Source organism: Streptomyces sp. NPDC001415, from assembly GCF_053597395.1.
In genome coordinates this window covers 44,905-69,399 of the sequence record NZ_JBSFIE010000007.1, presented here as the reverse complement: position 1 = coordinate 69,399, position 24,495 = coordinate 44,905, and the positions used below count along the sequence as shown (strand labels likewise).

22 protein-coding genes are annotated in these 24,495 nt (G+C 71.2%); 8 read left to right on the top strand and 14 right to left on the bottom strand.

From position 1 onward, the window contains the following. Positions 1-46: 46 nt before the first annotated feature. On the top strand, positions 47-3,574 hold the full coding sequence (gene cydD / locus ACWC2B_RS11545; RefSeq protein WP_450716275.1) for a thiol reductant ABC exporter subunit CydD: 3,528 nt from the start codon (positions 47-49) through the stop codon (positions 3,572-3,574). A gap of 19 nt (positions 3,575-3,593) precedes the next feature. After that, positions 3,594-5,351 carry a GAF domain-containing sensor histidine kinase gene (locus ACWC2B_RS11540; protein WP_450716274.1) on the top strand — a complete coding sequence of 586 codons (1,758 nt, stop codon included), beginning with the start codon at positions 3,594-3,596 and terminating at the stop codon, positions 5,349-5,351. A 71-nt stretch (positions 5,352-5,422) separates the two neighbouring features. On the opposite strand, the gene ACWC2B_RS11535 is transcribed toward ACWC2B_RS11540, so the two are convergent. The 7 genes from ACWC2B_RS11535 to ACWC2B_RS11505 form a co-directional block, all read right to left on the bottom strand. Continuing rightward, complete coding sequence (locus ACWC2B_RS11535) at positions 5,423-6,292, bottom strand: HAD hydrolase family protein (protein WP_450716273.1); 870 nt, start codon at positions 6,290-6,292, stop codon at positions 5,423-5,425. Between the two features lie 62 nt (positions 6,293-6,354). Next, positions 6,355-7,266 carry an LLM class flavin-dependent oxidoreductase gene (locus ACWC2B_RS11530; protein WP_450716272.1) on the bottom strand — a complete coding sequence of 304 codons (912 nt, stop codon included), beginning with the start codon at positions 7,264-7,266 and terminating at the stop codon, positions 6,355-6,357. Between the two features lie 85 nt (positions 7,267-7,351). Then, on the bottom strand, positions 7,352-8,029 hold the full coding sequence (locus ACWC2B_RS11525; RefSeq protein WP_450716271.1) for a LuxR C-terminal-related transcriptional regulator: 678 nt from the start codon (positions 8,027-8,029) through the stop codon (positions 7,352-7,354). Between the two features lie 36 nt (positions 8,030-8,065). Further along, complete coding sequence (locus ACWC2B_RS11520; protein WP_450716270.1) at positions 8,066-8,668, bottom strand: hypothetical protein; 603 nt, start codon at positions 8,666-8,668, stop codon at positions 8,066-8,068. Beyond that, the gene (gene glgA / locus ACWC2B_RS11515) at positions 8,649-9,836 is read right to left on the bottom strand and encodes a glycogen synthase (RefSeq protein ID WP_450716492.1); all 1,188 of its coding nucleotides are present in this window, start codon (positions 9,834-9,836) and stop codon (positions 8,649-8,651) included. Before glgA ends, ACWC2B_RS11520 begins: the two co-directional genes overlap by 20 nt. A 353-nt stretch (positions 9,837-10,189) precedes the next feature. Next, the gene (locus ACWC2B_RS11510; protein ID WP_450716269.1) at positions 10,190-10,651 is read right to left on the bottom strand and encodes a hypothetical protein; all 462 of its coding nucleotides are present in this window, start codon (positions 10,649-10,651) and stop codon (positions 10,190-10,192) included. A gap of 161 nt (positions 10,652-10,812) precedes the next feature. After that, on the bottom strand, positions 10,813-11,328 hold the full coding sequence (locus ACWC2B_RS11505) for a PadR family transcriptional regulator (protein ID WP_450716268.1): 516 nt from the start codon (positions 11,326-11,328) through the stop codon (positions 10,813-10,815). A 113-nt stretch (positions 11,329-11,441) separates the two neighbouring features. On the opposite strand from ACWC2B_RS11505, the gene ACWC2B_RS11500 reads away from it, so the two are divergent. Further along, entirely contained in the window at positions 11,442-11,999 is a 558-nt protein-coding gene (locus ACWC2B_RS11500) for a hypothetical protein (RefSeq protein WP_450716267.1), read from the top strand. A 343-nt stretch (positions 12,000-12,342) separates the two neighbouring features. Here the strand turns inward: ACWC2B_RS11500 and ACWC2B_RS11495 are convergent, their stop codons facing one another. From ACWC2B_RS11495 to ACWC2B_RS11480, 4 genes are read right to left on the bottom strand one after another with little or no spacing between them, the layout of a single operon-like run. Further along, the gene (locus ACWC2B_RS11495) at positions 12,343-13,299 is read right to left on the bottom strand and encodes a MerR family transcriptional regulator (protein WP_450716266.1); all 957 of its coding nucleotides are present in this window, start codon (positions 13,297-13,299) and stop codon (positions 12,343-12,345) included. Positions 13,300-13,349: 50 nt separating this feature from the next. Next, positions 13,350-14,243, bottom strand: a complete 894-nt coding sequence (locus ACWC2B_RS11490) for a metal-dependent hydrolase (RefSeq protein ID WP_450716265.1) — start codon at positions 14,241-14,243, stop codon at positions 13,350-13,352. Then, positions 14,240-16,000 (bottom strand): SDR family oxidoreductase, encoded by a 1,761-nt coding sequence (locus ACWC2B_RS11485; RefSeq protein ID WP_450716491.1) that lies wholly within the window; start codon positions 15,998-16,000, stop codon positions 14,240-14,242. The genes ACWC2B_RS11490 and ACWC2B_RS11485 overlap by 4 nt, the downstream gene beginning before the upstream one ends. An 11-nt stretch (positions 16,001-16,011) precedes the next feature. Further along, positions 16,012-16,860, bottom strand: a complete 849-nt coding sequence (locus tag ACWC2B_RS11480) for a M24 family metallopeptidase (RefSeq protein WP_450716264.1) — start codon at positions 16,858-16,860, stop codon at positions 16,012-16,014. Between the two features lie 257 nt (positions 16,861-17,117). Here ACWC2B_RS11480 and ACWC2B_RS11475 point away from each other — a divergent pair, with 257 nt between their 5' ends. Genes ACWC2B_RS11475 through ACWC2B_RS11460 form a run of 4 tightly spaced genes read left to right on the top strand, consistent with a single transcriptional unit; the run spans position 17,118 to position 20,672 of the window. After that, positions 17,118-18,137, top strand: a complete 1,020-nt coding sequence (locus ACWC2B_RS11475) for an ABC transporter ATP-binding protein (protein ID WP_450716490.1) — start codon at positions 17,118-17,120, stop codon at positions 18,135-18,137. Then, entirely contained in the window at positions 18,127-19,014 is an 888-nt protein-coding gene (locus ACWC2B_RS11470; RefSeq protein ID WP_450716263.1) for an ABC transporter permease, read from the top strand. Before ACWC2B_RS11475 ends, ACWC2B_RS11470 begins: the two co-directional genes overlap by 11 nt. Further along, entirely contained in the window at positions 19,011-19,922 is a 912-nt protein-coding gene (locus tag ACWC2B_RS11465) for an ABC transporter ATP-binding protein (RefSeq protein WP_450716262.1), read from the top strand. The genes ACWC2B_RS11470 and ACWC2B_RS11465 overlap by 4 nt, the downstream gene beginning before the upstream one ends. Positions 19,923-19,952: 30 nt before the next feature. Further along, positions 19,953-20,672 carry an ABC transporter permease gene (locus ACWC2B_RS11460; protein ID WP_450716261.1) on the top strand — a complete coding sequence of 240 codons (720 nt, stop codon included), beginning with the start codon at positions 19,953-19,955 and terminating at the stop codon, positions 20,670-20,672. Positions 20,673-20,821: 149 nt separating this feature from the next. Here the strand turns inward: ACWC2B_RS11460 and ACWC2B_RS11455 are convergent, their stop codons facing one another. The 3 genes from ACWC2B_RS11455 to ACWC2B_RS11445 form a co-directional block, all read right to left on the bottom strand. Then, positions 20,822-20,980, bottom strand: coding sequence for a hypothetical protein (locus tag ACWC2B_RS11455; RefSeq protein ID WP_450716260.1), 159 nt, complete (start codon positions 20,978-20,980; stop codon positions 20,822-20,824). A gap of 411 nt (positions 20,981-21,391) precedes the next feature. Beyond that, positions 21,392-22,666, bottom strand: coding sequence for a CynX/NimT family MFS transporter (locus ACWC2B_RS11450; protein WP_450716259.1), 1,275 nt, complete (start codon positions 22,664-22,666; stop codon positions 21,392-21,394). A gap of 130 nt (positions 22,667-22,796) precedes the next feature. Next, the gene (locus tag ACWC2B_RS11445) at positions 22,797-23,480 is read right to left on the bottom strand and encodes a FadR/GntR family transcriptional regulator (RefSeq protein WP_450716258.1); all 684 of its coding nucleotides are present in this window, start codon (positions 23,478-23,480) and stop codon (positions 22,797-22,799) included. Between the two features lie 122 nt (positions 23,481-23,602). Here ACWC2B_RS11445 and ACWC2B_RS11440 point away from each other — a divergent pair, with 122 nt between their 5' ends. Further along, positions 23,603-24,289 carry a rhomboid-like protein gene (locus ACWC2B_RS11440; RefSeq protein ID WP_450716257.1) on the top strand — a complete coding sequence of 229 codons (687 nt, stop codon included), beginning with the start codon at positions 23,603-23,605 and terminating at the stop codon, positions 24,287-24,289. Positions 24,290-24,495: the final 206 nt, after the last annotated feature.

The following is a 24,495-nucleotide window of genomic DNA, read 5'->3' as shown; positions in this document are numbered from 1 at the left end:
GTGAAACACACCCCTCCGGCCCCGCTCTGATCCTTCCGGTTGGGGGATGTTTCACGTGAAACCGATCGACCCGCGTCTACTCCGGTACGCCCGGGCCACCCGCTTCTTCCTGGCCGCGGTGGTCGCCCTCGGTCTGGTCGGGGCGGGGCTGATCGTCGCCCAGGCGATGCTCATCGCCGACGTCGTCGTCGGGGCTTTTCAGCATGGCCACGACGCGGCCGGGCTGCGGACTCCGCTTCTGTTCCTCACGGCGGTCGCGGTCGGGCGGGGCCTGGTGTCCTGGTTGACGGAGCTCGCCGCCAACAGGGCGAGCGCCGCGGTCAAGTCGGAGCTGCGGGGCCGGCTCCTGGACCGGGCGGCCGGGCTCGGCCCCGAGTGGCTGAGCGGTCAGCGCACGGGATCGCTGGTCGCGCTCGCCACCCGCGGGGTCGACGCCCTCGACGACTACTTCGCGCGGTATCTGCCGCAGCTCGGTCTCGCCATCGTGGTGCCGGTGGCGGTGCTCGCGCGGATCGTCACCGAGGACTGGGTGTCGGCCGCGACCATCGTGGTCACCCTGCCGCTCATCCCGCTGTTCATGGTGCTCATCGGCTGGGCCACCCAGTCCCAGATGGACCGTCAGTGGCGGCTGCTGTCGCGCCTGTCGGGGCACTTCCTCGACGTGGTCGCCGGGCTGCCGACACTGAAGGTGTTCGGGCGGGCCAAGGCGCAGGCCGAGTCGATCAGGACGATCACCTCGGACTACCGCAGGGCGACGCTGAAGACCCTGCGGATCGCCTTCATCTCGTCGTTCGCCCTCGAACTGCTCGCCACGATCTCGGTGGCGCTGGTCGCGGTCGGGATCGGCATGCGCCTGGTCCACGGCGACCTCGACCTCTACACCGGTCTGGTCATTCTGATCCTGGCCCCCGAGGCCTATCTGCCGCTGCGCCAGGTCGGCGCGCAGTACCACGCGGCGGCGGAGGGGCTCGCGGCCGCGGAGGAGATCTTCGAGGTCCTGGAGACCCCGCTGCCCGAGGGCGGCAAGGGCGAGGTGCCTGCCGGGCCGGTCCGTATCGAGATCGACGCCGTGACGGTGCGCCACCCCGGGCGCACGGAACCGTCCTTGGCGGCTGCCTCTCTGGTGGTGGAGCCGGGCGAGACGGTGGCGCTGACCGGGCCGAGCGGCGTCGGAAAGTCGACGCTCCTCAACGCGGTGCTCGGCTTCGTGAATCCGCAGGACGGCGGCCGGGTGCTGGTCTCCGGCGCCGATCTCGCCACGCTGTCCCTGGCGGACTGGCGCGAGCGGATCGCCTGGGTGCCGCAGCGGCCGCACCTCTTCGCCGGGACGATCGCGGAGAACGTCCGCCTGGCCCGGCCGGACGCGGACGACGCGGCCGTGCTCGACGCGCTGCGCGACGCGGGCGCGTACGAGTTCGTGTCCGCGTTGCCGGGCGGCGTGGCCACGGTTCTGGGCGAGGGCGGTGCGGGGCTCTCGGCCGGCCAGCGCCAACGCCTCGCGCTGGCCCGCGCCTTCCTCGCCGACCGGCCGGTGCTGCTGCTCGACGAGCCGACGGCCGCGCTCGACGGCGCGACCGAGGCCGGCATCGTCGACGCGGTGCGCAGGCTGGCGGTCGGCCGTACGGTCCTGCTCGTCGTGCACCGCCCGGCGCTGCTCGCCGTCGCGGACCGGGTGGTGGAACTGGCGCCCGCGGAAACGCAGTCCAGCGTCCCGGTGCGGGGAGCCTCTGTCGCGGCCCCAACTGGCAAGACAGCGGCTCCCGTTGAGGCCATCGCCATGAAGGCCGTCACGGCAGGTGGCCCGGCCGTCGCGGGCAACCCGCTCGCCCGGGTCCGTGCCGCGGCCCGTGGGATGCGCGGCCGCATCGCGCTCGCGCTGCTGCTCGGCGCGTTGGCGCTCGGCTCGGCCGTGGGCCTCATGGCGACCTCCGGCTGGCTCATCTCGCGGGCCTCGCAGCAGCCGCCGGTGCTCTATCTGATGGTGGCCGTCACCGCGACCCGGGCCTTCGGGATCGGCCGCGCCGTGTTCCGCTACGCCGAACGCCTCGTCTCGCACGACGCCGTGCTGCGGATGCTCGCCGAACTGCGGGTCGCGGTGTATCGGCAGTTGGAGCGGATCGCGCCCGCCGGACTGCGCGAGACCCGGCGCGGCGACCTGCTGTCCCGCCTGGTCGCCGACGTGGACGAACTTCAGGACTACTGGCTGCGCTGGGCCCTGCCGGCCGGGGTCGCCGTCGTCGTGTCCGTGCTGAGCGCCGGGTTCACGGCATGGCTGCTGCCCGAGGCCGGAGCGGTGCTCGCCACGGGACTCCTCGTCGCCGGAGCCGTGGTCCCGGCCGTCAGCGGGGCCCTGGCGAGGAGGGCCGAGCGACAGCTGGCCCCGGCCCGCGGGGTGCTCGCCACCCGGGTGGCCGATCTGCTCACCGGAACCGGCGAGCTGACCGTGGCGGGGGCCCTCGGCCGCCGCACCCGGGACGTGAAGGACGCCGACTCGGTGCTGACCCGGATCGCCTCGCGGGGCGCCGCCGCCACCGCGCTCGGCGGCGGTCTCTCCGCGCTGACCTGCGGCCTCACCGTGGCCGCCGCCGCGCTGGTCGGGGTGCAGGCGGTCGTGGCCGGCCGGCTTGACGGAGTCGAGCTCGCGGTGGTCGTGCTGGTGCCGCTCGCCGCCTTCGAGGCCGTGACCGGGCTGCCGCTCGCCGTGCAGTCCCGCCAGCGGGTCCGGCGCAGCGCCGAGCGTGTCTACGAGGTCCTTGACGCGCCCACCCCCGTACGGGAACCGGAAGCACCCGTCGCCGCGCCCGCCTCGCCGTTCCCGCTGGAGCTGCGCGGGCTCAGCGCCCGGTACGCCGGGCAGGAGCGGGACGCGCTGCACGACTTCGGGCTGCACCTCACCCCGGGCATGCGGGTCGCCGTCGTCGGAACCTCCGGATCCGGCAAGACCACCCTCGCCCAGGTGCTGCTCCGCTTCTTGGACGCCACGGAGGGCGCGTACGAGATCGCCGGGAGCGATGCGACCCGGCACAGCGGCGACGACGTGCGCAGGCTCGTCGGCCTGTGCGCCCAGGACGCGCACCTCTTCGACAGCTCGGTGCGGGAGAACCTGCGGCTCGCCCGCCCCGACGCCACCGACGACGACCTGCGCGCCGCCCTGGAGCGGGCCCGGCTGCTCGACTGGGTCGACGGGCTGCCCGACAGGCTCGACACCCTCGTCGGTGAGCACGGCGCCCGGCTGTCCGGCGGCCAGCGCCAGCGGCTCGCGCTGGCCCGGGCCCTGCTCGCCGACTTCCCGGTCCTCGTCCTGGACGAACCGGCCGAGCACCTGGACCTGGCGACCGCCGACGCGCTCACCGCGGACCTGCTCGATGCCACCGAAGGCCGTACTACCGTGCTGATCACGCACCGGCTGCGGGGCCTCGAAGCCGTCGACGAGGTGGTCGTGCTCGACGAGGGGCGGACCGTGCAGCGGGGCGCGTACGAAGAGCTGGCGCTCGTCGACGGGCCCCTGCGGCGCATGCTGGAGAGGGAGCGCGAGAGCGAGGCCACGCAGTACCCGACTTTCCTCGCCAAATAGGACTAACTAGTCTCAAGGCATGCCAGTGCCGCCAGCGCCGAAGAGACCGACGGGCCACCAGGACGTCAAGGACCTGGACCGCCGGGACCGGGATCCGCTCGAAGCGGCGACCCGGGCCACCCGCAGCCTGCAGGGCCTGTCCACCGAGCTGACCGCACGGGTGCCGCAGCTCCTTGAGGCGATGCGCTCGGTGGGGACGGGACTTGAGCTGCACTCCACGCTGGATCGGATCTGCGAGACGGCGGCCGAGCTCGCCGACGCCCGGTACGCGGCGATCGGCGTCGTCAACGAGGAGGGCCGGGGACTCTCCGACTTCGTGACGTACGGCGTCAGCGACGAAGAGGCCCGTGCGATCGGGCACCGGCCGGACGGCCACCGCGGACTGCTCGGCTGGCTGATCCACCACCCCGAGCCGCTGCGGCTCGCCGATATCTCGGCCGATCCGCGCTCGGCCGGGCTCCCTCCGAACCATCCGCCGATGCGCACCTTCCTCGGCGTCCCCATCCGCGTCCAGGGCGAGATCTTCGGCAATCTCTATCTGACCGAGAAGCACAACGGGGGCGAGTTCAACGACTACGACCTGCACATGGTGCGGGTGCTCGCCACCGAGGCCGGGATCGCCATCGGCAACGCGCGGCTCTACGAGGCGGCACGCCAGCGCGAGCGGTGGATCGACGGCTCGGTCGCCGTCACCACGGCGCTGCTGTCCGGCGGCGACGCGGACGACGCCCTGGAGGTCGTCGCCGAACAGGCCCGCCATCTCGCCATCTCCGACGCCGGCATAGTGCTGCTTCCCGCAGAGGAGGGCGGCCTGGAGATCGTCGCGGTGTCCGCCGACAACCCGCGCATCGCCCTCGGTGTGGTGATCCCGCCGGAGAGCCCGGTCGTCTCGACGCTGCTTGAGGGCGAGGCGGTCTTCGTGGACGACGCCGCCACCGACCCCCGCATGATCACCAAGCTGTCCGAGCGGTACGGGCCGAGCATGCTGCTGCCGTTGCAGAGCGGCGGCCGGGTCCTCGGCGCGCTGGCCACGCCCCGGGTGCGTGGCGGCCGTCCGTTCACCGAGGCGGAGCGGACGCTGGCCAGCCAGTTCGCCTCGCAGGCCGCGCTCGCCCTGATGATGGCGGAGGCTCAGCGGGACCGGGAGCGGCTCGCGGTGTACGAGGACCGCGACCGGATCGCCCGCGATCTGCACGACCTGGTCATCCAGCGCCTCTTCGCCACCGGAATGATGCTGGAGGGCGCCCAGCGCAAATCTGTTGTGCCCGAGGTGCAGGGCGGCATCGGCAAGGCGGTCGACGAACTCGACGTCACCATCCAGGAGATCCGCACCGCGATCTTCGCGCTTCAGCAGGGTCCGGCCGAGGCGCCCTCGGGGCTGCGCACCCGCGTCCTGCGGGAGATCAACATGGCCGCCGTACCGCTCGGTTTCAAGCCGGCCCACCGCTTCCTCGGCGCCGTCGACACCCTGGTCGGCGAGCTGACCGGCAAGAACCTGATCGCGGCGCTGCGCGAGGCGCTCTCGAACGCCTTCCGGCATGCCGAGGCGTCCCGGATCGAGGTCGTCGTCGACGCCACGGCGCAACTGCCGGACGGCAGCGCGGGGGTGCGCCTCACCGTCGCGGACAACGGCGTCGGGATCCCCCCGGGCGGCCGCCGCAGCGGACTGCGCAATCTTCGGCGGCGTGCGGAGGCGCTGGGCGGATCGAGCTCGTACGGCCCCGGTCTTGGGGACGGCGGGGGCGGCACGACCGTCCTGTGGGAGGCACCGCTCTGATCGGCGGTACGCGGGAGCTGTGTTTCACGTGAAACACGCCCCGGCCGGGTGGCAGGAGCCACCGAGGTTCCTCAGAGCGCCTTGAGTATCTGCTCGATCACGACCGCCACGCCGTCCTCGTTGTTGGCGGCCGTACGGCCGGAGGCGGTGGCCAGGACAGCGGGGTGGGCGTTGCCCATGGCGTACGACGTGCCGGCCCAGCTCAGCATCTCCATGTCGTTCGGCATGTCGCCGAAGGCCACCACTTCGGCGGGCGTGATGCCGCGCTCGGCGCAGCACAGGGCCAGTGTGGAGGCCTTCGAGACGCCCGCGCCGCTGATCTCCAGGAGCGCGGTCGGGCTGGACCGGGTGATCTCGGCACGCGCCCCGACCGCCGTGCGGGCCAGCGCGAGGAAGTCGTCCGGGGGCAGCTCGGGGTGGAACGCGAGCATCTTGAGCACCGGCTGGTCCGCCGTGCCGGCGTCCTCGGCCAGCAGCTTCTCGGCGGGTGCGATGCTCGCCGCCGGGTCCAAGTGCATGGGCGGATAGGCGAGTTCGTGGTGGAAGCCGAGGGTGCGCTCGACGGCGAAGGACGTGCCGGGTACGGCCGCCCGCAGCAGGGTGACGACGTCGAAGGCCGCGGCGCGCTCCAGCGGCCGCACCTTCACGAAGCGGTGGCCGTCGGTGCCGCCGTGCAGATCGACGACGGCCGCGCCGTTGCCGCAGATGGCCAGGCCGTGCCCGTGTACATGGGCGCTGACGACGTCCATCCAGCGGGCCGGTCGGCCAGTGACGAAGAAGACCTCGATGCCCGCCTCCTCGGCGGCGGCCAGAGCCGCGATCGTACGGTCCGAGACCGACTTGTCGTCACGCAGCAGGGTGCCGTCCAGGTCGGTCGCGATGAGCCGCGGCGCGGTCGGTACGGGGCGGATGGCCGGGGCGGGATCCGTAGCAGAGGTCACCGGCCCATTGTCCCGTATACAGGTGCACGGGCGTGCGAGAGGGCGCACATCTGAGAGGGTCGTCAGCGGAGCTGGGCGAGGGCCTCGGTGGCGATCTTCTCGAAGACGGTCTGGTCGGTGGCGAAGTCGGAGTCGGGGATCGGGGCGTGGATGGCGATCTCCGTGATGCCCAGCTCTGCGTGCCTGCCCGCGAAGTCCACGAAGGCGTCGAGGGAGTCCAGGGGCTGGTTGCGGTCCGGTGTGAAGCCCGTGAGGAGGATCTTGTCCAGGTCGGCCACCTCCCGGCCGAGCTCTGCGCAGGCCTTGCCGAGCTTCTCGATCTGGTCCCGGATCGCCGCGCGCGACTCGGCGGGCGTACCCGTCTCGAAGATCTTGGGGTCACCCGTGGTCACCCATGCCTGCCCGTGCCGGGCGGCCAGCTTCATGCCGCGCGGGCCGTTCCCGGCCACCGCGAACGGCAGCCTCGGCCGCTGCACGCAGCCCGGGATGTTGCGGGCCTCGTTCGCGGAGTAGAACGTTCCCTCGTGCGTGACCGAGTCCTCGGTGAGCAGGCGGTCGAGCAGCGGCACGAACTCCCCGAACCGGTCGGCCCGTTCGCGCGGCGTCCAGGGCTGCTCGTCGCCCATGAGCAGCGTCGACGCGTCGAAGCCGTTGCCTCCGGCGCCGATGCCCAAGGTGATCCGCCCGCCGGAGATGTCGTCGAGCGAGATGAGGTCCTTGGCCAGGGTCACCGGGTGGCGGAAGTTGGGGGAGGTGACGAGCGTGCCCAGACGCAGCCGCTCGGTGGCGGCGGCAGCGGCGGTCAGCGTGGGAACCGCGCCGAACCAGGGGCCGTCGCGGAAGGTGCGCCAGGACAGGTGGTCGTAGGTGTACGCCGTGTGGAAGCCCAGTGCCTCCGCGTGGCGCCACTGTTCGCGGCCCCCTTCGGACCAACGGCGTACCGGCAGGATCACGGTGCTCAGGCGCAGACTCATGTCTCAGAGCTTACGGCGGACGGGTGCGGCCGGCAGCCGTGGCGGATGAGGCCCGGCCCGGAGTGCGGGGTGGCCGGGGCGGGGGTCAGGCGGGGACGTCCTCCAGGGTTCCCGACTGGGCGAGCAGGTAGGCGAGTTGGGCCCGGCTGTGGCTGTTGAACAGCTCGGAGGACTTCTTGATGTGGGTGGAGACCGTGCGGGTGCTCATCCCGAGCCGCTTGGCGATCGCGGCGTCGGTGTGGCCGGCGACCATCAGGCGCAGCACCGCGTGGCGCGTCTCCTCGGTGAGCAGCGGGGGGGGGCGGGCCTGGTACTCGGTGATGGCGATCGGCTCGGCCCGGCGCCAGGCGTGGTCGAAGACCTGGGCCAGGTAGTGGACGATCGCCGGGTGCTCGATGACCAGGGCCGCCGCCCGTGACTCGTGGCGCGGGTCCGGGATGAAGGCCGTGACGCGGTCGAAGATGATCAGCCGGTCGAAGAGGTCGTCGAGGGTGCGCACCTCGGCGCCGACCATGGCGACCTGCTCTATGTAGGAGAGCGTCGGGCCGTGGCTGCGCACGGTGTGCTGGTAGAGGGTGCGCTGCTTGACGCCGCGCCTGTTGAGTTCGAGGGCACGGGGCAGGGCCCGCTCCAGGAGGTCCACGTCCCGGCCGCCGCCGGGCTGGGCGCCGCCGCCGAGCTGCCCGGAGTGGGCCAGAACCTTCAGGACCCGGCGGGTGAGCATCGCGGTGCGGTAGGCGGTGCCCAGCTGCGAGGGGGGCACGCCGGCCGGTCCGCCCCCGACGACGATCCAGCGCCCTCATGGTCTTCTTGCCGTCGAGTCCCGGTCGCGACATTCTGAAGTCGCCGGTCCGGGCCAGCTCCTGGCGCACCGGGCGGGACTCCCAGGGAGCCCGGCGTCGTGGCCCACGGTCAGCACCACGATCTCGGTGATGCCGCGCGCGTTCCCGAACGGGCTTGTGCCGTGCGGCGGTTGGGGCGCGAGGAGCAGCCCGCACAGGCCGCCGACCGCGAGCGGCAGCAGAAAGGAGGCGGCACCCACGACGGCGATAGCCCGGCTCTCCCGCGGCCCCTCGTGCGGGGGGCGTACGCCGAGCGTCCGGCCGGTGCGCAGGGCCAGCAGGATCAGGCCGAGCTGTCCGAACCCGTCGAGGACCGGCCGCGTCCCCGGGCCGAACAGCGCCTGGTGTGCCCCCGGCAGCAGGGCGCCGAGCAGCCCGGGGCCGAGCAGGGCGGCGACCACCAGCTCGGCGAGAACCGGCGGCTGGCCGATCCGGCGGGCCGCCGCCCCGGCCGCGCGGCAGAGCAGCAGCAGGGCGGCCAGTGCGAACAGCAGTCGGGCGGTGGGGTCGAGCGTGCCGAGAGCGGCGGCCGCCACCGGCTCAGCGGTCGAGAACGGCACGGTAGACGGCGTGCGTGGAGCGGGCCGCCTGCTCCCAGCCGAACAGTTCCTCGGCCCGGGTCCGGCCCGCCGCGCCCATCTTCGTGGCCAGCGAGGCGTCGTCGAGCAGCCGGTTGACGGCCGTCGCGAAGTCGGCGGCGAACCGCTCCGGGTCCAGCGGGGTGCCATTCCCGTCCAGCTCCTGCTCGATCGGCACGAGCAGCCCGGTGGTGCCGTCCGCGACGACCTCCGGGATGCCGCCGGTCGCGGTCGCCACTACGGCCGTGCCGCAGGCCATCGCCTCCAGGTTGACGATGCCCATCGGCTCGTAGAGGGACGGGCAGACGAACACCCGGGCATGGGTGAGGAGTTGGCGCAGCGAGACCGGGTCGAGCATGCCGTCGATGCGGAACACCCCGTCGCGCACCGCACTCAGCTCGTCCACCAGGGCCGCGGTCTCGGCCGCGATCCGGGGCGTGTCCGGCTGGCCGCAGCAGAGCACGAGCTGGGCGGCCGGGTCGAAGGCGAAGGCGGCGCGCAGCAGTTGGGGCAGCCCCTTCTGCCGGGTGACCCGGCCCACGAACAAGACGATCGGGCGGTCCGGGTCGATGCCGTGCCGCTCCAGGGCCGCCGTCCGGTGGTCGGGGCGCTGGACGGCCGTGTCGATGCCGTTGTGCACCACGTGCACCCGGTCGGGATCCACGCCGGGGTAGACGCCGAGGACGTCCTCGCGCATCTGGCGCGACACCGCGATCACCGCGTCGGCGCTCTCCACCGCGTCCCGTTCCACCTGCGAGGACAGCGCGTAACCGCCGCCCAGCTGCTCGGCCTTCCACGGCCGCAGCGGCTCCAGGCTGTGGGTGGTCACCACGTGTGGCACCCCGTGCACCAGCTGCGCCAGGCGGCCCGCCGCGTTCGCGTACCAGGTGTGGCTGTGCACCAGATCCGTTCCGGCCGTGCGCGCCGCCATCTCCACGTTGACAGCGACGGTGCGCAGCGCCGCGTTGGCCCCCGCCGCGAGTTCCGGCTCCTGATACGCCGTCACCCCGGCCTCGCTCCGCGGCTCCCCGAAGCAGTGCACCCGCAGATCCATCAGGGCGCGCAGCGCCTTGGCGAGCTCCCCGGCGTGCACCCCCGCGCCGCCGTACACCTCGGGCGGGAACTCCTTGGTGAGGAGGTCGACGCGCAGCCTGTTCCCCTGTGGCGCGGCGTTCTGCGAAGCGAGCGAACTCATCCGTACTCCCTGATGTCGAGCGGCTGTCAAAGCCGCCGTCCGCGCCCCCTCGGTCCACCGGGCACGCCCGCACGGGCGTTCCCGGCCCCCGCGGCGGGCCCGAACGGCACGGGGGAGAGACCTCCCACCGGCGACGTTAGGCGAGGGGAGGGGGTGGTGGGGTGGGGGTATGGGTGGGGCGCCTGTGTGGCGGGAGTGAGCTCGCCTGTGCTGCGGGGGCGGGTGCACCAGGACCGGAAGGGCAGGTACGCCTCTGCGGCGGGGGCGGGTGCACCGCCTGGTAGCCCTGCCTCCGCTCGACCCGCCGGCTACTTCCGTCCGGAGCGGACGCGGCTGCTCAGCCACGGACTGAGCGCGACGAGGACCGGTTCCTTGTACGTCTCGTCGCCGGGCAGCGGCACGACCAGCCACCATCCCGGCGGAAAGAACCGCCCCTTGACGTGGGCGAGCCCGCCGTAGACGGAGCGCAGGAAGGCGGGGACGGCGTCTCGCGGCACGTCGTCGAACTGCACGCCGTCGACAGTGACTTGGGCGTCGTCCTCGGGAAAGACCCGAACGGACACAGAAGGCGAGCCGCCGAGTTCGACGTACGCCTCGTGCGGCAGCGAACCGTCCGGGTCGACCACCGCGAACACCCCCGACGAGGTGCGGCGTGAGGTGCGGTCGGCGCCGATGTCGTCGGTGACCTCGACCTCCCGTCGCTGCTCATCGGCGATCGCACGGATCGCGGCGACCACGGACTCGGTGGTGGGCAGATGCGGATGAGCCATGGGGCCGATCATGCCAAGCCCGGGCTGGGCCGGGCGCCCGCGGACCCCCGGCGGTCACGACTCGGTCCGGCGGCCGCGGGTGCCCCAGCGCTGCCACGGAGCCGGCACCCCGAATTTCCTTGGTGGCCGGCCCTTTCGGGTTCCTTGGTGGGCGGGCCCCGTCAGGGCTTCAGCTGCTCCGCGGCCCACCGGGCCCATTCCTCGTGCATCGCGCTGAGCCGCTTGCCGTACTCCAGGGCGAGCCGGCCGTGCACCGAGATGGGGTCGTCGCCCCAGTCGATGGCCGTCTCCGCCTTCTTGAGGCCCGCGAGCTGCTGGGCCGAACGCTCGGCCTCCGTAAGGAGATACGCCTTCGCCTCGACCCGGGTGAGCTCGCCGAGGAAGAAGACCCGGAGCAGGGAGTCGCTGCGGCGGGTGCGGACGGGCTCGACCTCGGTGAGCCAGTGGCGCAGTTCGGACCGTCCGGCCTCGGTGATCGCGTACTCCTTGCGCCCTCGCGGCCCCTCGGCGGACACCTCGACCAGACCGCCGTCGGCGAGTTTGCCCAGCTCTCCGTAGACCTGGCTCTGCGTCGCCGACCAGACGTGGGCGAGCGAGGTCTCGAACAGCTTCATCAGGTCGTAACCGCTGGCCGGACGGTTGGTCAGCAGGCCCAGGACTGCATGGCGGAGGCTCATGCGCTCCACTCTACCTTCCACTCTTGACACGTCAAAGGCGGAACATCTAGATTCGACATGTCGAAGTTGGAATGTGGAGCCGGGCGGAAGCGCTCGGAACGGAGGGGACTCCCATGAGCTACCTGCGCGGATTCATCCCGTGGATCGTCTTCGCCGCCGTCGGCAGCGCCCACTGGCAGTGGGGCGCGCTCGCCGCCCTCGCCGCGGGCGCCTATCTCTTCACGATGGACCGCAAGCGCGGGATGTCCGCCGACTCCCTGATCCTGGAGCAGTCCACGATCGCCTTCTTCGCCGTGCTGAGCGTCATCGCCTTCGCCGCTCCCGACAGTGGGCTGCGCGAGTACGGCGGCGCGCTGGCCACCGGCTGGCTGGCCCTGACGGCCTGGGCCACGCTGGCCGTCCGTAAGCCCTTCACCACCGGCATCGCCAAGCGGCAGGCGCCGCGCGAGGTGTGGACCAACCCGGTGTTCATCCGGATCAACGTGGTGCTCACCTCGGTGTGGGCCCTCGCCTTCACCCTGACCTCCATGACGCTCGCCGTCATCGACGCCGAGTCGTTGGGCAGCACCGCCTCGATAGCCGCCCAGGTCGCGGGCTTCGCGATCCCGGCCGTCATCACCGCCCAGTACCCGGAGCGCGCCCGCCGTGCCGCCGTCCAGAAGGCCGCCTGACGATGACCGCCACGCCCCCGCCTCGGCGACGCCGCCGGCCCCGCACCGGGACGCCAGCGATCTCGTCATCCTGGACGCGGAGAACCGCGCGGCGCCGCCGGTCGCGACGGGCCATCTCCGCGGCGCGTGCCGTTCGGCTTCCACGGCAACTGGCTCGCGGATCAATGACAGGAGCAGTGTGAGGCGTGACAGCAATCACCTTATTGATGAGCCAAGTTGGGTTTGTTCCACAGTGAAATCACGTTATCCACAGGCAATTTGACAGCTCTGTGGACAACTGGCGCCCCATAAGGTGTGGTTGGTCAAGTTGGTCCATATATAGGTGATATGGGGGATAGGGGCGCTATCCGCTGTCCCGAGTTGAGAGAGTCAAGGCATCCAAGGCGCGGGCCTGGACCTCGCGTTCGGTGGCCGCCGTGATGAACGCGGCGACGTTGTCCGGGCCCACCAGGTCCTGAACGGCCCGGACCGTCGTGGCGGGGAGCGGCACCGGGCCGGGGTCCGGGGCGGTGGGCGCGGCGGCAGGGGTGCCCAGGTGCTTCTGGAGGTGGCGGGTCGCGAACAGGCGCATGGCCCGGGCCAGTTCGGCGTCGACGGTCTGCTGGGCCAGCGGGCGCAGCCGACGTACCAGATCGGCCGCCTCGGCCGCCTCGGTGTCGGTCGGGGGACGGTGGCCCAGGTAGCGGGCGAAGACGTGTTCCGTGGTGAAGTCGAGGAAGCGGGCCGCGATGTGTTCGACCTGGCCGCGCAGCTCGCGCAGGTGCCCCGAGATGGCGTCGAGCGGCACCCCGGCGGCATGCAACTCGGCGGCCACCGCCAGTTCTTGGGGACTGGGGACGAGGAACTCGGCGTCGTTGTCCGGGACGCGTTCCAGGATGCCGAGCTCCACCGCTTCGGCGACGGCCTTGTCGTCGGGGTTGCCGCCGAAGGTCTCGTCGAGATCGGAGCGGGATATGCGGGCGGCCTCCTCGTCCGTCCAGGGTCCGTTGACCTCGGCGACCAGGCCGAGCACGCCGCCGAGCCCCCGACCGGCGTCCCAGGCCTCCAGGAGTTCCTTGATGGAGGCCAGGGTGTAGCCGCGGTCGAGCAGGTCGGCGATCTGGTGCAGCCGGGCCAGGTGGGTGTCGCCGTACACATTGGAGCGGCCGCGCCGCTCGGGCCGGGGCAGCAGACCCCGGTCCTGGTAGGCGCGGATGGTACGGACCGTGGCGCCGCTGGCATGTGCCAGGTCCTCGATCCGGTACTCGGCCGGTGCCGTTGCCTGCGGCGCCACCTGCTGAGGTGCTGACTGCCCGGACAAACCCACTCCCTCTACCCCAGGGCGGCGCGGCCCACCGCGCCCGCCGCCGCTCAGGCCGCCGGCGAGGTCGCGAGGTATTCGACGGCCTTGCGCAGGGAGCCCTCCTGCGAGGGATGGTACGACCGGCGGAAGTAGCGGGGTATGGCCGAGCCCAACTCCTTCCAAGTGGGCAGCAGGCCGCGGCGTACGGCCCGGTTGTGCTCACGCGGCGAGTAGCGCAGCCGGCCCGCCAGTTGCGGGTCGTGCCGCATCAGATAGGAGGCGCCCCACACCCACAGCCACAGCAGCACCGGGGCGACGACCGCCATGCCCTCGACCCGGCGGGCGTACCGGGGCAGGCCCCTGCCGCCGCAGTGCTGGTACATGTCGAAGGCCACCGCCCGGTGCTCGACCTCCTCCGCGCCGTGCCAGCGCAGCAGATCGAGCATGACCGGGTCCGAGCCGGCCCGGTCCAGGCCCTCGGCGTGCAGCACCCAGTTGCCGAGCACCGCCGTGAACTGCTCGATCGCGGCGATCAGCGAGAGCCTGAAGCGCAGCCACTCCTGGGTGGGAATCGGCGCCCCGAACGGCGGCGCCTCGCCGAGGAGCTTCTCGAAGAGGAAGTCGACGTGCCGGGTGTAGGCGGCGGTGTCGAGCCGCTGGTGCGCCAAGTGGTCCAGCACATAAGCGTGTTGGACGCTGTGGGTGGCCTCCTGGCCCATGAACCCCTTGACGTCCTTGAGCAGCACCGGGTCGTCGAGCAGCGGCAGGGCCTCCTTGAACACCTTCACGAACCAGCGCTCGCCCGCCGGAAGCAGCAGGTGCAGCACATTGATGACATGGGTGGCGGTGGGCTCGTCCGGTATCCAGTGCAGCGGCGTCCCGTCCCAGTCGAAAGAGACCCGGCGCGGGGATATCCGGTAGTGCTCCTCGCCTTTCGTTCCTTCTCGGTGCTCCGTACTCACAACGGCGGCTCCAATCGGGCGATCGCGCGCAGCGTCCTCGGCATGAAGCGGGACATGAGGTGGGCGCCGCGCGCCTCGGGCGTCACCGGCACGACGGCCTGGTTCTTCACCACCGCGCGCAGGATCGCCGAAGCGACCTTCTCCGGTGGGAAGTTGCGCAGGCCGTACAGACGCGATGTCCTCCTCTGGAGGCGCCTCTCCTCCTTGGCATCGGTCCCGGCGAAATGTGTGGTCGAGGTGATGTTGGTGTTGACGAGGCCGGGGCAGATCGCCGAGACGCCGATGCCCCGGCCTGCCAGCTCGGCGCGCAGGCACTCGCTGAGCATCAGTACCGCGGCCTTCGACGTGCTGTAGGCGGGCAGCGCCCGGGACGGCTGATAGGCGGCCGCGGAGGCGGTGTTGACGATGTGGCCGCCCTGGCCGCGCTCGGCCATCTGCTTGCCGAAGATGCGGCAGCCGTGGATGACGCCCCACAGATTGACGTCGAGGACCTTTTTCCAGTCGTCGGCCGTGGTGTCGAAGAAGGAGCCCGAAAGGCCGATCCCCGCGTTGTTGACCAGGACGTCGACGACGCCGTACTCGGTGGCGACCTTCTCGGCGAGCTTCTCCATCGCCTGCTCGTCGCTGACGTCGACGGCCTCGCCCCAGGCCTCGGGCGCGCCGATCAGCCGCGACATCTCCGCGGTCCGAGTCGCGCCCTCGGCGTCCCGGTCCACGGCCACGATCCGTGCCCCGGCCTCGGCGAACGCGAAGGCCGTGGCCCGGCCGATGCCGCTCGCCGCCCCCGTCACCAGGACCAGCTGGCCGCCGAACCGGTCGGCGTACGGGCCCGTCGCGACGGTGTCCTTGGCCGGTGTGGCGCCCTCGTTGGAGCGGACGAACTCGCCGATCCAGGCAGCCAGTTGGTCCGGCCTGGTGCGCGGTACCCAGTGCTTCGCCGGGAGGGTGCGGCGGATCAACTGGGGTGCCCAGTGCTCCAGTTCGGCGTACAGCTTCGGCGAGAGGAACGCGTCGTCGAGCGGCGTGATCAGCTGGACGGGAACGTGGGCGTACGCGTCGGGGCGTGGGCGGCGCAGCCGGGCGCGGACGTTGTCCCGGTAGAGCCAGGCGCCGTGTGCCGCGTCCTGCGGAAGGGAGGCCGTGGGGTAGCCGTCGGCGGGCACCTTCTCCACCCGCTGGAGGATCTTCGGCCACTGCTTGCCGAGCGGCCCGCGCCAGGCCAGCTCGGGCAGGACCGGGGTGTGCAGCATGTACACGTACCAGGACTTGGCGCCCTGGCCGAGGAGCTGGCCGACCTTGCGCGGGGTCGGACGGCTCATCCGGTTCTTGATCCAGTGCCCGAAGTGGTCGAGGGAGGGGCCCGACATCGAGGTGAACGAGGCTATGCGGCCCTCGGTGCGCTCGACGGTCGCGAACTCCCAGCCCTGCACCGAACCCCAGTCGTGGCCGACCAGATGCACCGGCCGGTCCGGGCTGACCGCGTCCGCGACCGCCAGGAGGTCGTCCGTCAGCTTCTCCAGCGTGAAGCCGCCGCGCAGCGGGGCCGGCGCGGTGGAGCGGCCGTGCCCGCGGACGTCGTAAAGGACCACGTGGAAGCGCTCGGCCAGCCGCTCGGCGACCGCGGACCACACCTCCTTGCTGTCCGGGTAGCCGTGCACCAGGAGCACGGTCGGCTGGGACGCGTCGCCCAGTTCGGCGACGCACAGCTCCACACCGCCGGTCCTCACCCAGCGCTCGCGCGCTCCCTCGATGTTCACGCTCGTCACGCTCACGCCGCCTTCTCCTCGGCCCAGCGCCGCACATGCGGCAGGTCGTCGTCCAGCCAGAACGCGCTCTGCTCGGGGTCCCTGGAGTCGGTGACGACCAGGATCTCCTCGAACTTCGCGCCCGTACCCCGGAAGCCGAGGTGCGGCTCGACCGCCCACAGCCCCGGCTGCGGCGGGTGGTCGGAGAACTTGTACGGGGACCACAGCGGCGACCAGCCGTCCCGGTGTCCGTGCACCGCATCGCTCGCCAGGCCCTTCAGCGCCTGGGTGCCGAACCCGAACACGTTCGGCGACCAGCGGCGCTCCTTCACCTGGTCGATCTTGTGGGCGATCACGCCGAACGGATAGGCACGGTGCCGGTTGGCATAGCCCTGGCGCACCATGAGCCGGTCCACGTCCTCGTAGATCTCGCGCAGCGGCCGCTTCTCGCGGACCTCGCGCAGGATGAGGGAGCGATGCGCCTCCAGGTCGGCGAGCAGCCGGTCGTGCATCGGGTTGAGCCCGAGGCAGCCCGAGTAGCCGATGTCCGCGGTGAAGCCCTTGTAGACCGGGGCCATGTCGAGGATGAAGGGCATCCCCGCCTCCAGGCGCCGGTTGGTGGGGAAGAACTGCAGCGGGATGCGGAAGTTCACGAACGCCGTGCGGTCGCCGAACCACGCGAACGGCAGGTGGAACCAGTCCCGCACACCCCGCTCGCGCAGCCAGTCCCGCTGCATCCGCGCGGCCTCCCGCTCGGTCACCCCCGGCTTGAGCTGCGCGGCCACCGCCTCCGCGCACTCGTACGCGAGGCTCTGTACTTCCCTGAACCCGCGCAGCCGCGTGTCGGGTTCAGCCTTCAGTGCCGATGGCATCCGTCCACCCCTGTCGCCGTACGCGTGCGTAACTTGACACTGATGAATGTGACAATGACCGGCGGCTGCGTCAAGGGTCCTGCAGCGGCCTGTGGACAACGGCCTGGCTGTGGACAACTCCGTCCCCTGGTCCAGCGACCCCATCAGCCTCACGTACGGGTTCCCCTACGGGGCCGTACCTCTGGAGTCGGACATGGATCCAGCCGTCTGGGCTGACGATTCGTGTGGCCTGCGCCACTACCGTCGATGACGTGACTGTGATCGCGACCGAAAGCCTGAGCAAGCGGTTCCCCAGGGTGACCGCGCTTGACCGGCTCTCGTTGGACATCGGCCCCGGCGTGACCGGGCTGGTGGGCGCCAACGGAGCCGGCAAGTCCACGTTGATCAAGATCCTGCTGGGTCTCTCGCCCGCCACGGAGGGCACCGCCGCCGTGCTCGGCCTGGACGTGGCCACCAGCGGCGGCGCCATCCGCGAGCGGGTGGGGTACATGCCGGAGCACGACTGCCTGCCACCCGATGTCTCGGCCACCGAGTTCGTCGTCCACATGGCGCGCATGTCGGGCCTGCCGGCCACCGCGGCCCGCGAGCGAACCGCCGACACGCTGCGCCACGTGGGGCTCTACGAGGAGCGCTACCGGCCCATCGGCGGCTACTCGACCGGCATGAAGCAGCGGGTCAAGCTCGCCCAGGCGCTCGTCCACGATCCGCGGCTGGTCCTCCTCGACGAGCCGACCAACGGCCTCGACCCGGTCGGCCGCGACGAGATGCTCGGCCTGATCCGCCGCATCCACACGGACTTCGGCATCTCGGTCCTGGTCACCTCGCACCTGTTGGGCGAACTGGAGCGCACCTGCGACCACGTGGTGGTCATCGACGGCGGCCGGCTGCTCCGTTCCAGCTCCACCAGCGACTTCACCCAGACCACCACCACCCTCGCCGTCGAGGTCACCGACTCCGACACCCACCCCGACGGCACGGAGGCGGTCCGCAAGGCGCTCACCGGCGCCGGGATCACACTGCACGCGGGGGTCGAGGACGGACTGCCGGGCGCCGGCCACATCCTCCTCATCGAGGCCACCGGCGAGGACACCTACGACACGGTCCGCGACACCGTGGCCCACCTGGGCCTCGGTCTCGTACGGATGGAACAGCGCCGTCACCACATCGCCGAGGTGTTCCAGACCCCGGCGCGGGAGCCGGTCTCCGAACGCGCCGCCGCATGGGCAGCCACCGCGGCCGGCGCCGAGCAGAAGGGAGGCGGCCGCGATGGCAACTGACAGCGCCCAGACCCAGATCCACAACATCGGCTACCGCAACTACGACGGACCGCGCCTGGGCCGTGCCTACGCCCGCCGCTCGCTCTTCTCGCAGTCCCTGCGCGGGGCGTACGGCCTCGGCCGCAGCGCGAAGTCCAAGGTCCTGCCGATGCTGCTGTTCGCGGTGATGTGCGTGCCTGCGGCCATCATGGTCGCGGTCGCCGTCGCCACCAAGGCCAACGACCTGCCGGTGCAGTACACGCGGTACGCGATCTTCCTCCAGGCCCTCATCGGCCTGTTCATCGCGTCCCAGGCACCCCAGACCGTCTCGCGTGACCTGCGCTTCAAGACGGTGCCGCTGTACTTCTCGCGGCCGATCGAGCGCCTCGACTACGTCCTGGCCAAGTTCGCCGCCATGACCTCGGCCCTGTTCATCATCACCGGCGCGCCGCTGGTGATCCTCTATGTGGGCGCTCTGCTCGCCAAACTCGACTTCGCGGACCAGACGAAGGGGTTCGCCCAGGGGCTGGTCTCAGTGGCACTGCTCTCCCTCCTCTTCGCCGGACTCGGCCTGGTCATCGCCGCGTTGACGCCGCGCCGCGGCTTCGGGGTGGCCGCCGTCATCGCCGTACTGACCGTCTCCTACGGAGCCGTCTCCGCGGTCCAGGGCATCGCCTTCAACCAGGGCTCCCCCGGAGCGATCGAGTGGCTCGGCCTGTTCTCCCCCATCACGCTCATCGACGGCGTGCAGAGCGCGTTCCTCGGCGCCAGCTCGTCCTTCCCCGGCGGGCACGGCCCGGGCTCCGGGGCCGGTGCGGTCTACCTGCTCGTCGTCCTCGCGCTGATCTACGGCTCGTACGCCGTGCTGATGCGCCGCTACCGGAAGGCCGGGCTGTGACCACCATTGACATCGACCACACCTCACGCTGGTTCGGCAACGTGGTGGCGGTCAACGACGTCACCATGACGGTCGGCCCCGGCGTGACCGGACTGCTCGGCCCCAACGGCGCCGGAAAGTCCACCCTCATCAACATGATGGGCGGTTTCCTCGCGCCCTCCACGGGAACGGTCACGCTCGACGGCGAGCAGATCTGGCGCAACGAGTCCGTCTACAAGAAGATCGGCATCGTCCCCGAGCGGGAGGCCATGTACGACTTCCTCACGGGCCGCGAATTCGTCGTCGCCAACGCCGAGTTGCACGGCCTCGGCGCCCGCGAGGCCGGGCAGGCGCTGGCCACGGTCGAGATGGAGTACGCCCAGGACCGCAAGATCCAGACGTACAGCAAGGGCATGCGCCAGCGCGTCAAGATGGCCTCCGCCCTCGTCCACAATCCGTCGGTGCTGCTCCTGGACGAGCCGTTCAACGGCATGGACCCGCGCCAACGCATGCAACTCATGGAGCTGCTGCGGCGGATGGGGGCCGAGGGACGCACGGTCCTGTTCTCCTCGCACATCCTCGAAGAGGTCGAGCAGCTCGCCTCGCACATCGAGGTCATCGTCGCCGGACGGCACGCGGCCAGCGGCGACTTCCGCAAGATCCGCCGCCTGATGACGGACCGCCCGCACCGCTATCTGATCCGCTCCAGCGACGACCGCGCGCTGGCCGCGGCGCTGATCGCCGACCCGTCGACCGCCGGGATCGAGGTGGACCTCAAAGAGGGCGCGCTGCGTATCCAGGCCGTCGACTTCGGCCGGTTCACCACGCTGCTCCCGCAGGTCGCGAAGGCCAACGGCATCCGCCTGCTGACGGTCTCGCCTTCCGACGAGTCCCTCGAATCCGTCTTCTCCTACCTCGTAGCGGCCTGAGCGCCTCCAGAAAGGAGCGGTGACGTTCCCATGTACAACCCGACCGTCGCCCGGCTCACCTACCGGGCTCTGCTCGGCCGCCGCCGGGCCGCCATTCTCTTCGTCCTGCCCGCCCTGCTGATCGTCATCTCGGTGGCCGTACGGTCCTTCAGCGGGGCCGACGACCAGGTCACCGCCGACCTCCTCGGCAGCTTCGCGCTGGCCACGATGGTGCCGCTGATCGGTGTCATCGCCGGCACCGGCGCGATCGGCCCCGAGATCGACGACGGCTCGATCGTGTACCTCCTGGCCAAGCCGGTGAAGCGGTCGACGATCATCTTCACCAAGCTGATCGTCGCGATCGCCGTGACGATGGCGTTCTCCGCGATCCCGACGCTGATCGCCGGGTTCGTCCTCAACGGCAACGGCCAGCAGATCGCGATCGCCTACACGGTGGCCGCCCTGGTCGCTTCCATCGCGTACGCCGCGGTCTTCCTGCTGCTCGGCACCGTCACCCGGCACGCCGTGGTCTTCGGCCTGGTGTACGCGCTGGTCTGGGAGTCGCTGTTCGGCAATCTGGTACCCGGGGCGCGCACCCTGAGCGTCCAGCAGTGGTCGCTCGCCCTGGCCCAGAAGATCGGCGAGAACGACGTGATCTCCTCCGACGTGGGCCTGCCGCTGGCGGTCATCCTCCTGGTGGGCGTGACCACGGTGGCCACCTGGTACGCGGGCCAGAAACTGCGCACCCTGAAGCTGGCCGGGGAGGAGTAACGGGGGCCCGGGACGGGGGCGGTGCCCGGCGACATCAACTTGCCGCCGGGCACCGCCTGTTGACCGCAGCGCCAGGCCGGTTCATCCGGCCGCCTGCGACTCCGAGCCGCTACGTACTGGCGTGTGCCAGTACGTACTGGCACATGCGGCTACCTCCGGCGCTTGCGGCGCGGGTCCGGGGGATGGGGGAGCCGGCGCTGGATGTCGGCGACGTCCTCGGAGAGATCGGTGAGCCGGACGCTCATCGCACCCACCACGCGGTTGGTGGCGTCGAGCCGACGGTCTACGGATTCCAGCCGCCGGTCCATGGATTCGACGTCCTGGGCGTCTCCTCGGTGTCGAGGAGATAGATACGTACATACTGAGCAACTTCGCTGTCGCGAAGAAGCATGGCTATGTTGAGGACGGCTCGGCGAGTGAAAACCCGGAGGCGCGGGCGCCTCTGTGGATAACTTTCGGGGGCACCGTCGGGTGCATCGGATGTCGTGGTCGTTTTGACCACGACATCGCTGCGCAGGTCATCGCCGCTGAGAGTGATCATTCCGTTGCTGGTCGGCTCCTCGCGATGCCGCCTGGCGAGGCTATGCACAGCCTCCTTGTGGACAACGAAGTACTGGGCGGCCCCCTCGGTGGTCACGTGCAGTCCATCAGGTAGCAGCCGCAACGCCTTGACCTTCTCCAGGAGCGCCCGATTGCCCAGCCTGCCAGCCCGCCCCCGCCTAAACCGTCCGGTCCCGGGCCGCGAAGAGGCCCACCGTCAGGGCCGCCGCGCAGACGCCGAGGACGAGTGCGATCGGTACGGTCCAGCCGTCTGTCGCCTGGTGGACCGCGCCCGCCGCGATGGGGCCGACGGCGGCCAGCAGGTAGCCGACCGTCTGGGCCATGCCGGACAGCTGGGCCGCCGTCCTCGCGTCGCCCGAGCGCAGCACGATCAGTGTGAGGGCCAGGCCCACCGCACCGCCCTGCCCGACGCCGAGGACCGCCGCCCACAGCCAGGCGCCGCTCACCGGGGCGATCATCAGGCCCGCGTATCCGGCCGCGACCAGCGAGGTGACCAGGACGATCAGCGGGCGCTGGCTGCGCATCCGGCCGGCCAGGAGCGGCACGCCGAACGCGCCCGCCACCTGGATCAGGTTGTTGAACGCGAAGATCACGCCCGCCGTGGAGCGGCTCATCCCGTGGTCCGTGAAGATCGTCGGCATCCAGGCGATCAGCACGTACGACCAGAGCGACTGGAGCCCCATGAAGAGGGTGACCTGCCAGGCCAGGGCCGAGCGCCACACGCTCTTGCCCGCGCGGGACGAGGCCGAGGAAGTCGGGAGCCGTACCTCATGGCCCGTACGGCCACGGGCGATCAGTACCTGCGGCAGCCAGGCCACCGCCGCGAGGACCGCGAGCAGCGACCACACCGCCAAGGACGCCTCCCAGCTGCCGCCGAACGCCTTCTCCAGTGGCACCGACGAGGCCGCCACAAGCGTCGCGCCCGCGATCATCGCGCCGGTGTAGACGGACGTCATGGACGCCGCCCGGTCCGGGAAGTCCCGCTTGATCAGGCCGGGCATCAGCACGTTGAGCAGGGCTATGGCCGTGCCGACGAGCACGCCTCCGCCGTACAGCGCCACCGCCGAAGGGGCCACCCGCACCAGGATGCCGGCGGCCAGGAGCAGCAGGGCGAACAGCAGCACCGGCTCGCTCCCGAAACGGCGGGCCAGCCAGGGTGCCACCAGCGCGCCGAGCCCCAGGAAGAGCACCGGCACCGAGGTCACCAGGCTGCTCGCCGTCGACGACAGGCCGAACGACTGGCTGATCTCGCTCACCAGCGGCGACACGCTGGCCAGCGCCGCCCGCATGTTCACCGACGCCAGCACGATCCCGACCAGCAGTACCACCGGATGCGCGAGCAGCGCCCGCCGCGCTGCGGCGCGCTGCGGCGACGGCTGGACATCGGCCTCGGCATCGGGCAACAGCAGGCGATCAGCATCCGGGCGTGACAAAACAAGCACCTTTCTCAACAGTTCAGATCTCGACGACTTCAGATATCGACGACTTCAGCTCGCGACGACTTCAGGCCTCAAGGGGTTCAGACGGCTTCAGATTTCGGACGTCGGCCCCGGTATTCGGGCCTCACCCACTCCGCCGGGCCGCCACCGCCCGCACCGCCTCCAGCGGCTTCCGCAGCAGTTCGCGTACCGCCTGCTCGGCCGCTGCGGGGTCACCGCTCTCGATCGCGTCGACCAGTGCCTCGTGGGTGTCGAGGTCGATCGGGGGCATCTCCTGGTCGCGCAGCGACGTGATCAGGCTCTCGTGCACCTGCACCGAGAAGAACCGGTAGACCTCGATGAATGCCGTGTTGTGCGTGGCCTGCACCACGCCCATGTGGAACGCCATGTCGGCGTCGGCGGCGCGATCGCCGTGTTCGCGCAGGGTCTGCAGCGCGCCCCGCAGGGCCACCATGTCGGCGGTGTCCCGGCGTTCGGCGGCGAGCCGGGCGGCCTCGGCCTCCAATGCGACGCGGAGTTCGAGTACGTCAAGGGCGTCGGCGGCGCGGATTCCCTGCAGGACCGCGGAGGGGTCGGCGGTGGAGCGTACGAAGGTGCCATTGCCCTGGCGCGATTCGAGCAGCCCGGCGTGCACCAGGACACGTACCGCCTCACGGATGGTGTTGCGGCTGACGGCCAGCTGCTCGGCGAGCTCGTGCTCGGTCGGAATGCGGTCGTCGACCGCCCACTCGCCGTTGGTCAGCTGGGCCTTCAGCTGATCGACCACGGTGTCCACCAAGGACTGCCGCCCCGCCGTACGAAGAGCCATGTCGCCCACTCCATTCACCCGGTTGCCCAGTCATCCTACAACTGGCTGCATCCCGGTCCCGCAACCGCAGTCGTCCCGCCGCCTCTCACCTGCTCCTCAGAGTTTCGCGACATCATTTGGGGATGACGACCCTGCTCCCCCGCGGCACCGAGCGCTCGCGGCCGGTCCGGTCCTGGGTGCGCTCCGCCCCCGGGACGCACATCTGGCTGCTGATCATCGCCATCACCAGCCTCGTCATCCAGCTCTCCACCCAGGGCCTGGAGCACTTCCTGCTGCACCGCAACAGCAGCAACATCCACGAGCTGACCAAGCACCCCGCGCAGTCCCTCTTCACCAGCGCGTTCTGGATCGAGAACCCGTCCTCACTCCTGCTCTACCTGGTGCTGTTCGAGGTCGTCCACGCCACGGTGGAGCGCTGGCTGGGCACGCTGCGCTGGCTGTGCACGGTCGTCGTCGGGCATGTGGTGGCGACGCTGATCAGCCAGGAGTACGTCCTGTGGTCGATCCAGAACCAGCATCTGCCCAAGCGGCTCGCGCACGCCATGTCCCATGTCGTCGACATCGGGGTGAGCTACGGGCTCGCCGCGGCGGCGGGCATCCTCGTCTACAGGCTGCCGTATCCCTGGCGCTGGCTATACCTCGTAGGGGTGATCGGGTTCTTCGGGATCCCGCTCGCCACCGGCGGTACGTTCACCGACCTCGGCCATGTGACCGCGCTGTTGATCGGCTTCGCCTGCTGGCCGCTGACCCGGGACGTGCCCACGCGAAAACCAGTGGCGGCCAACGACCGTGCCGGGCACAGTGGTTGAGGCAGTCGCACGCGGCAGGCGCGGGCCCGCCGGACGGGGGAAAGAGCACGACGAGGGCGGTTCGTACGAGTCCGAAGAGGACCGTACGGTCGAGTCCGTCGCGCTCCCGGCGGGGTCGCGCGGGGCATCGGAGCAGCACCGACGACTCCGACGGGCCGCCCGCGAGCGGCTGCCCGGGGCGGCCGCTTCGAGCGCGCGTCAGCGCG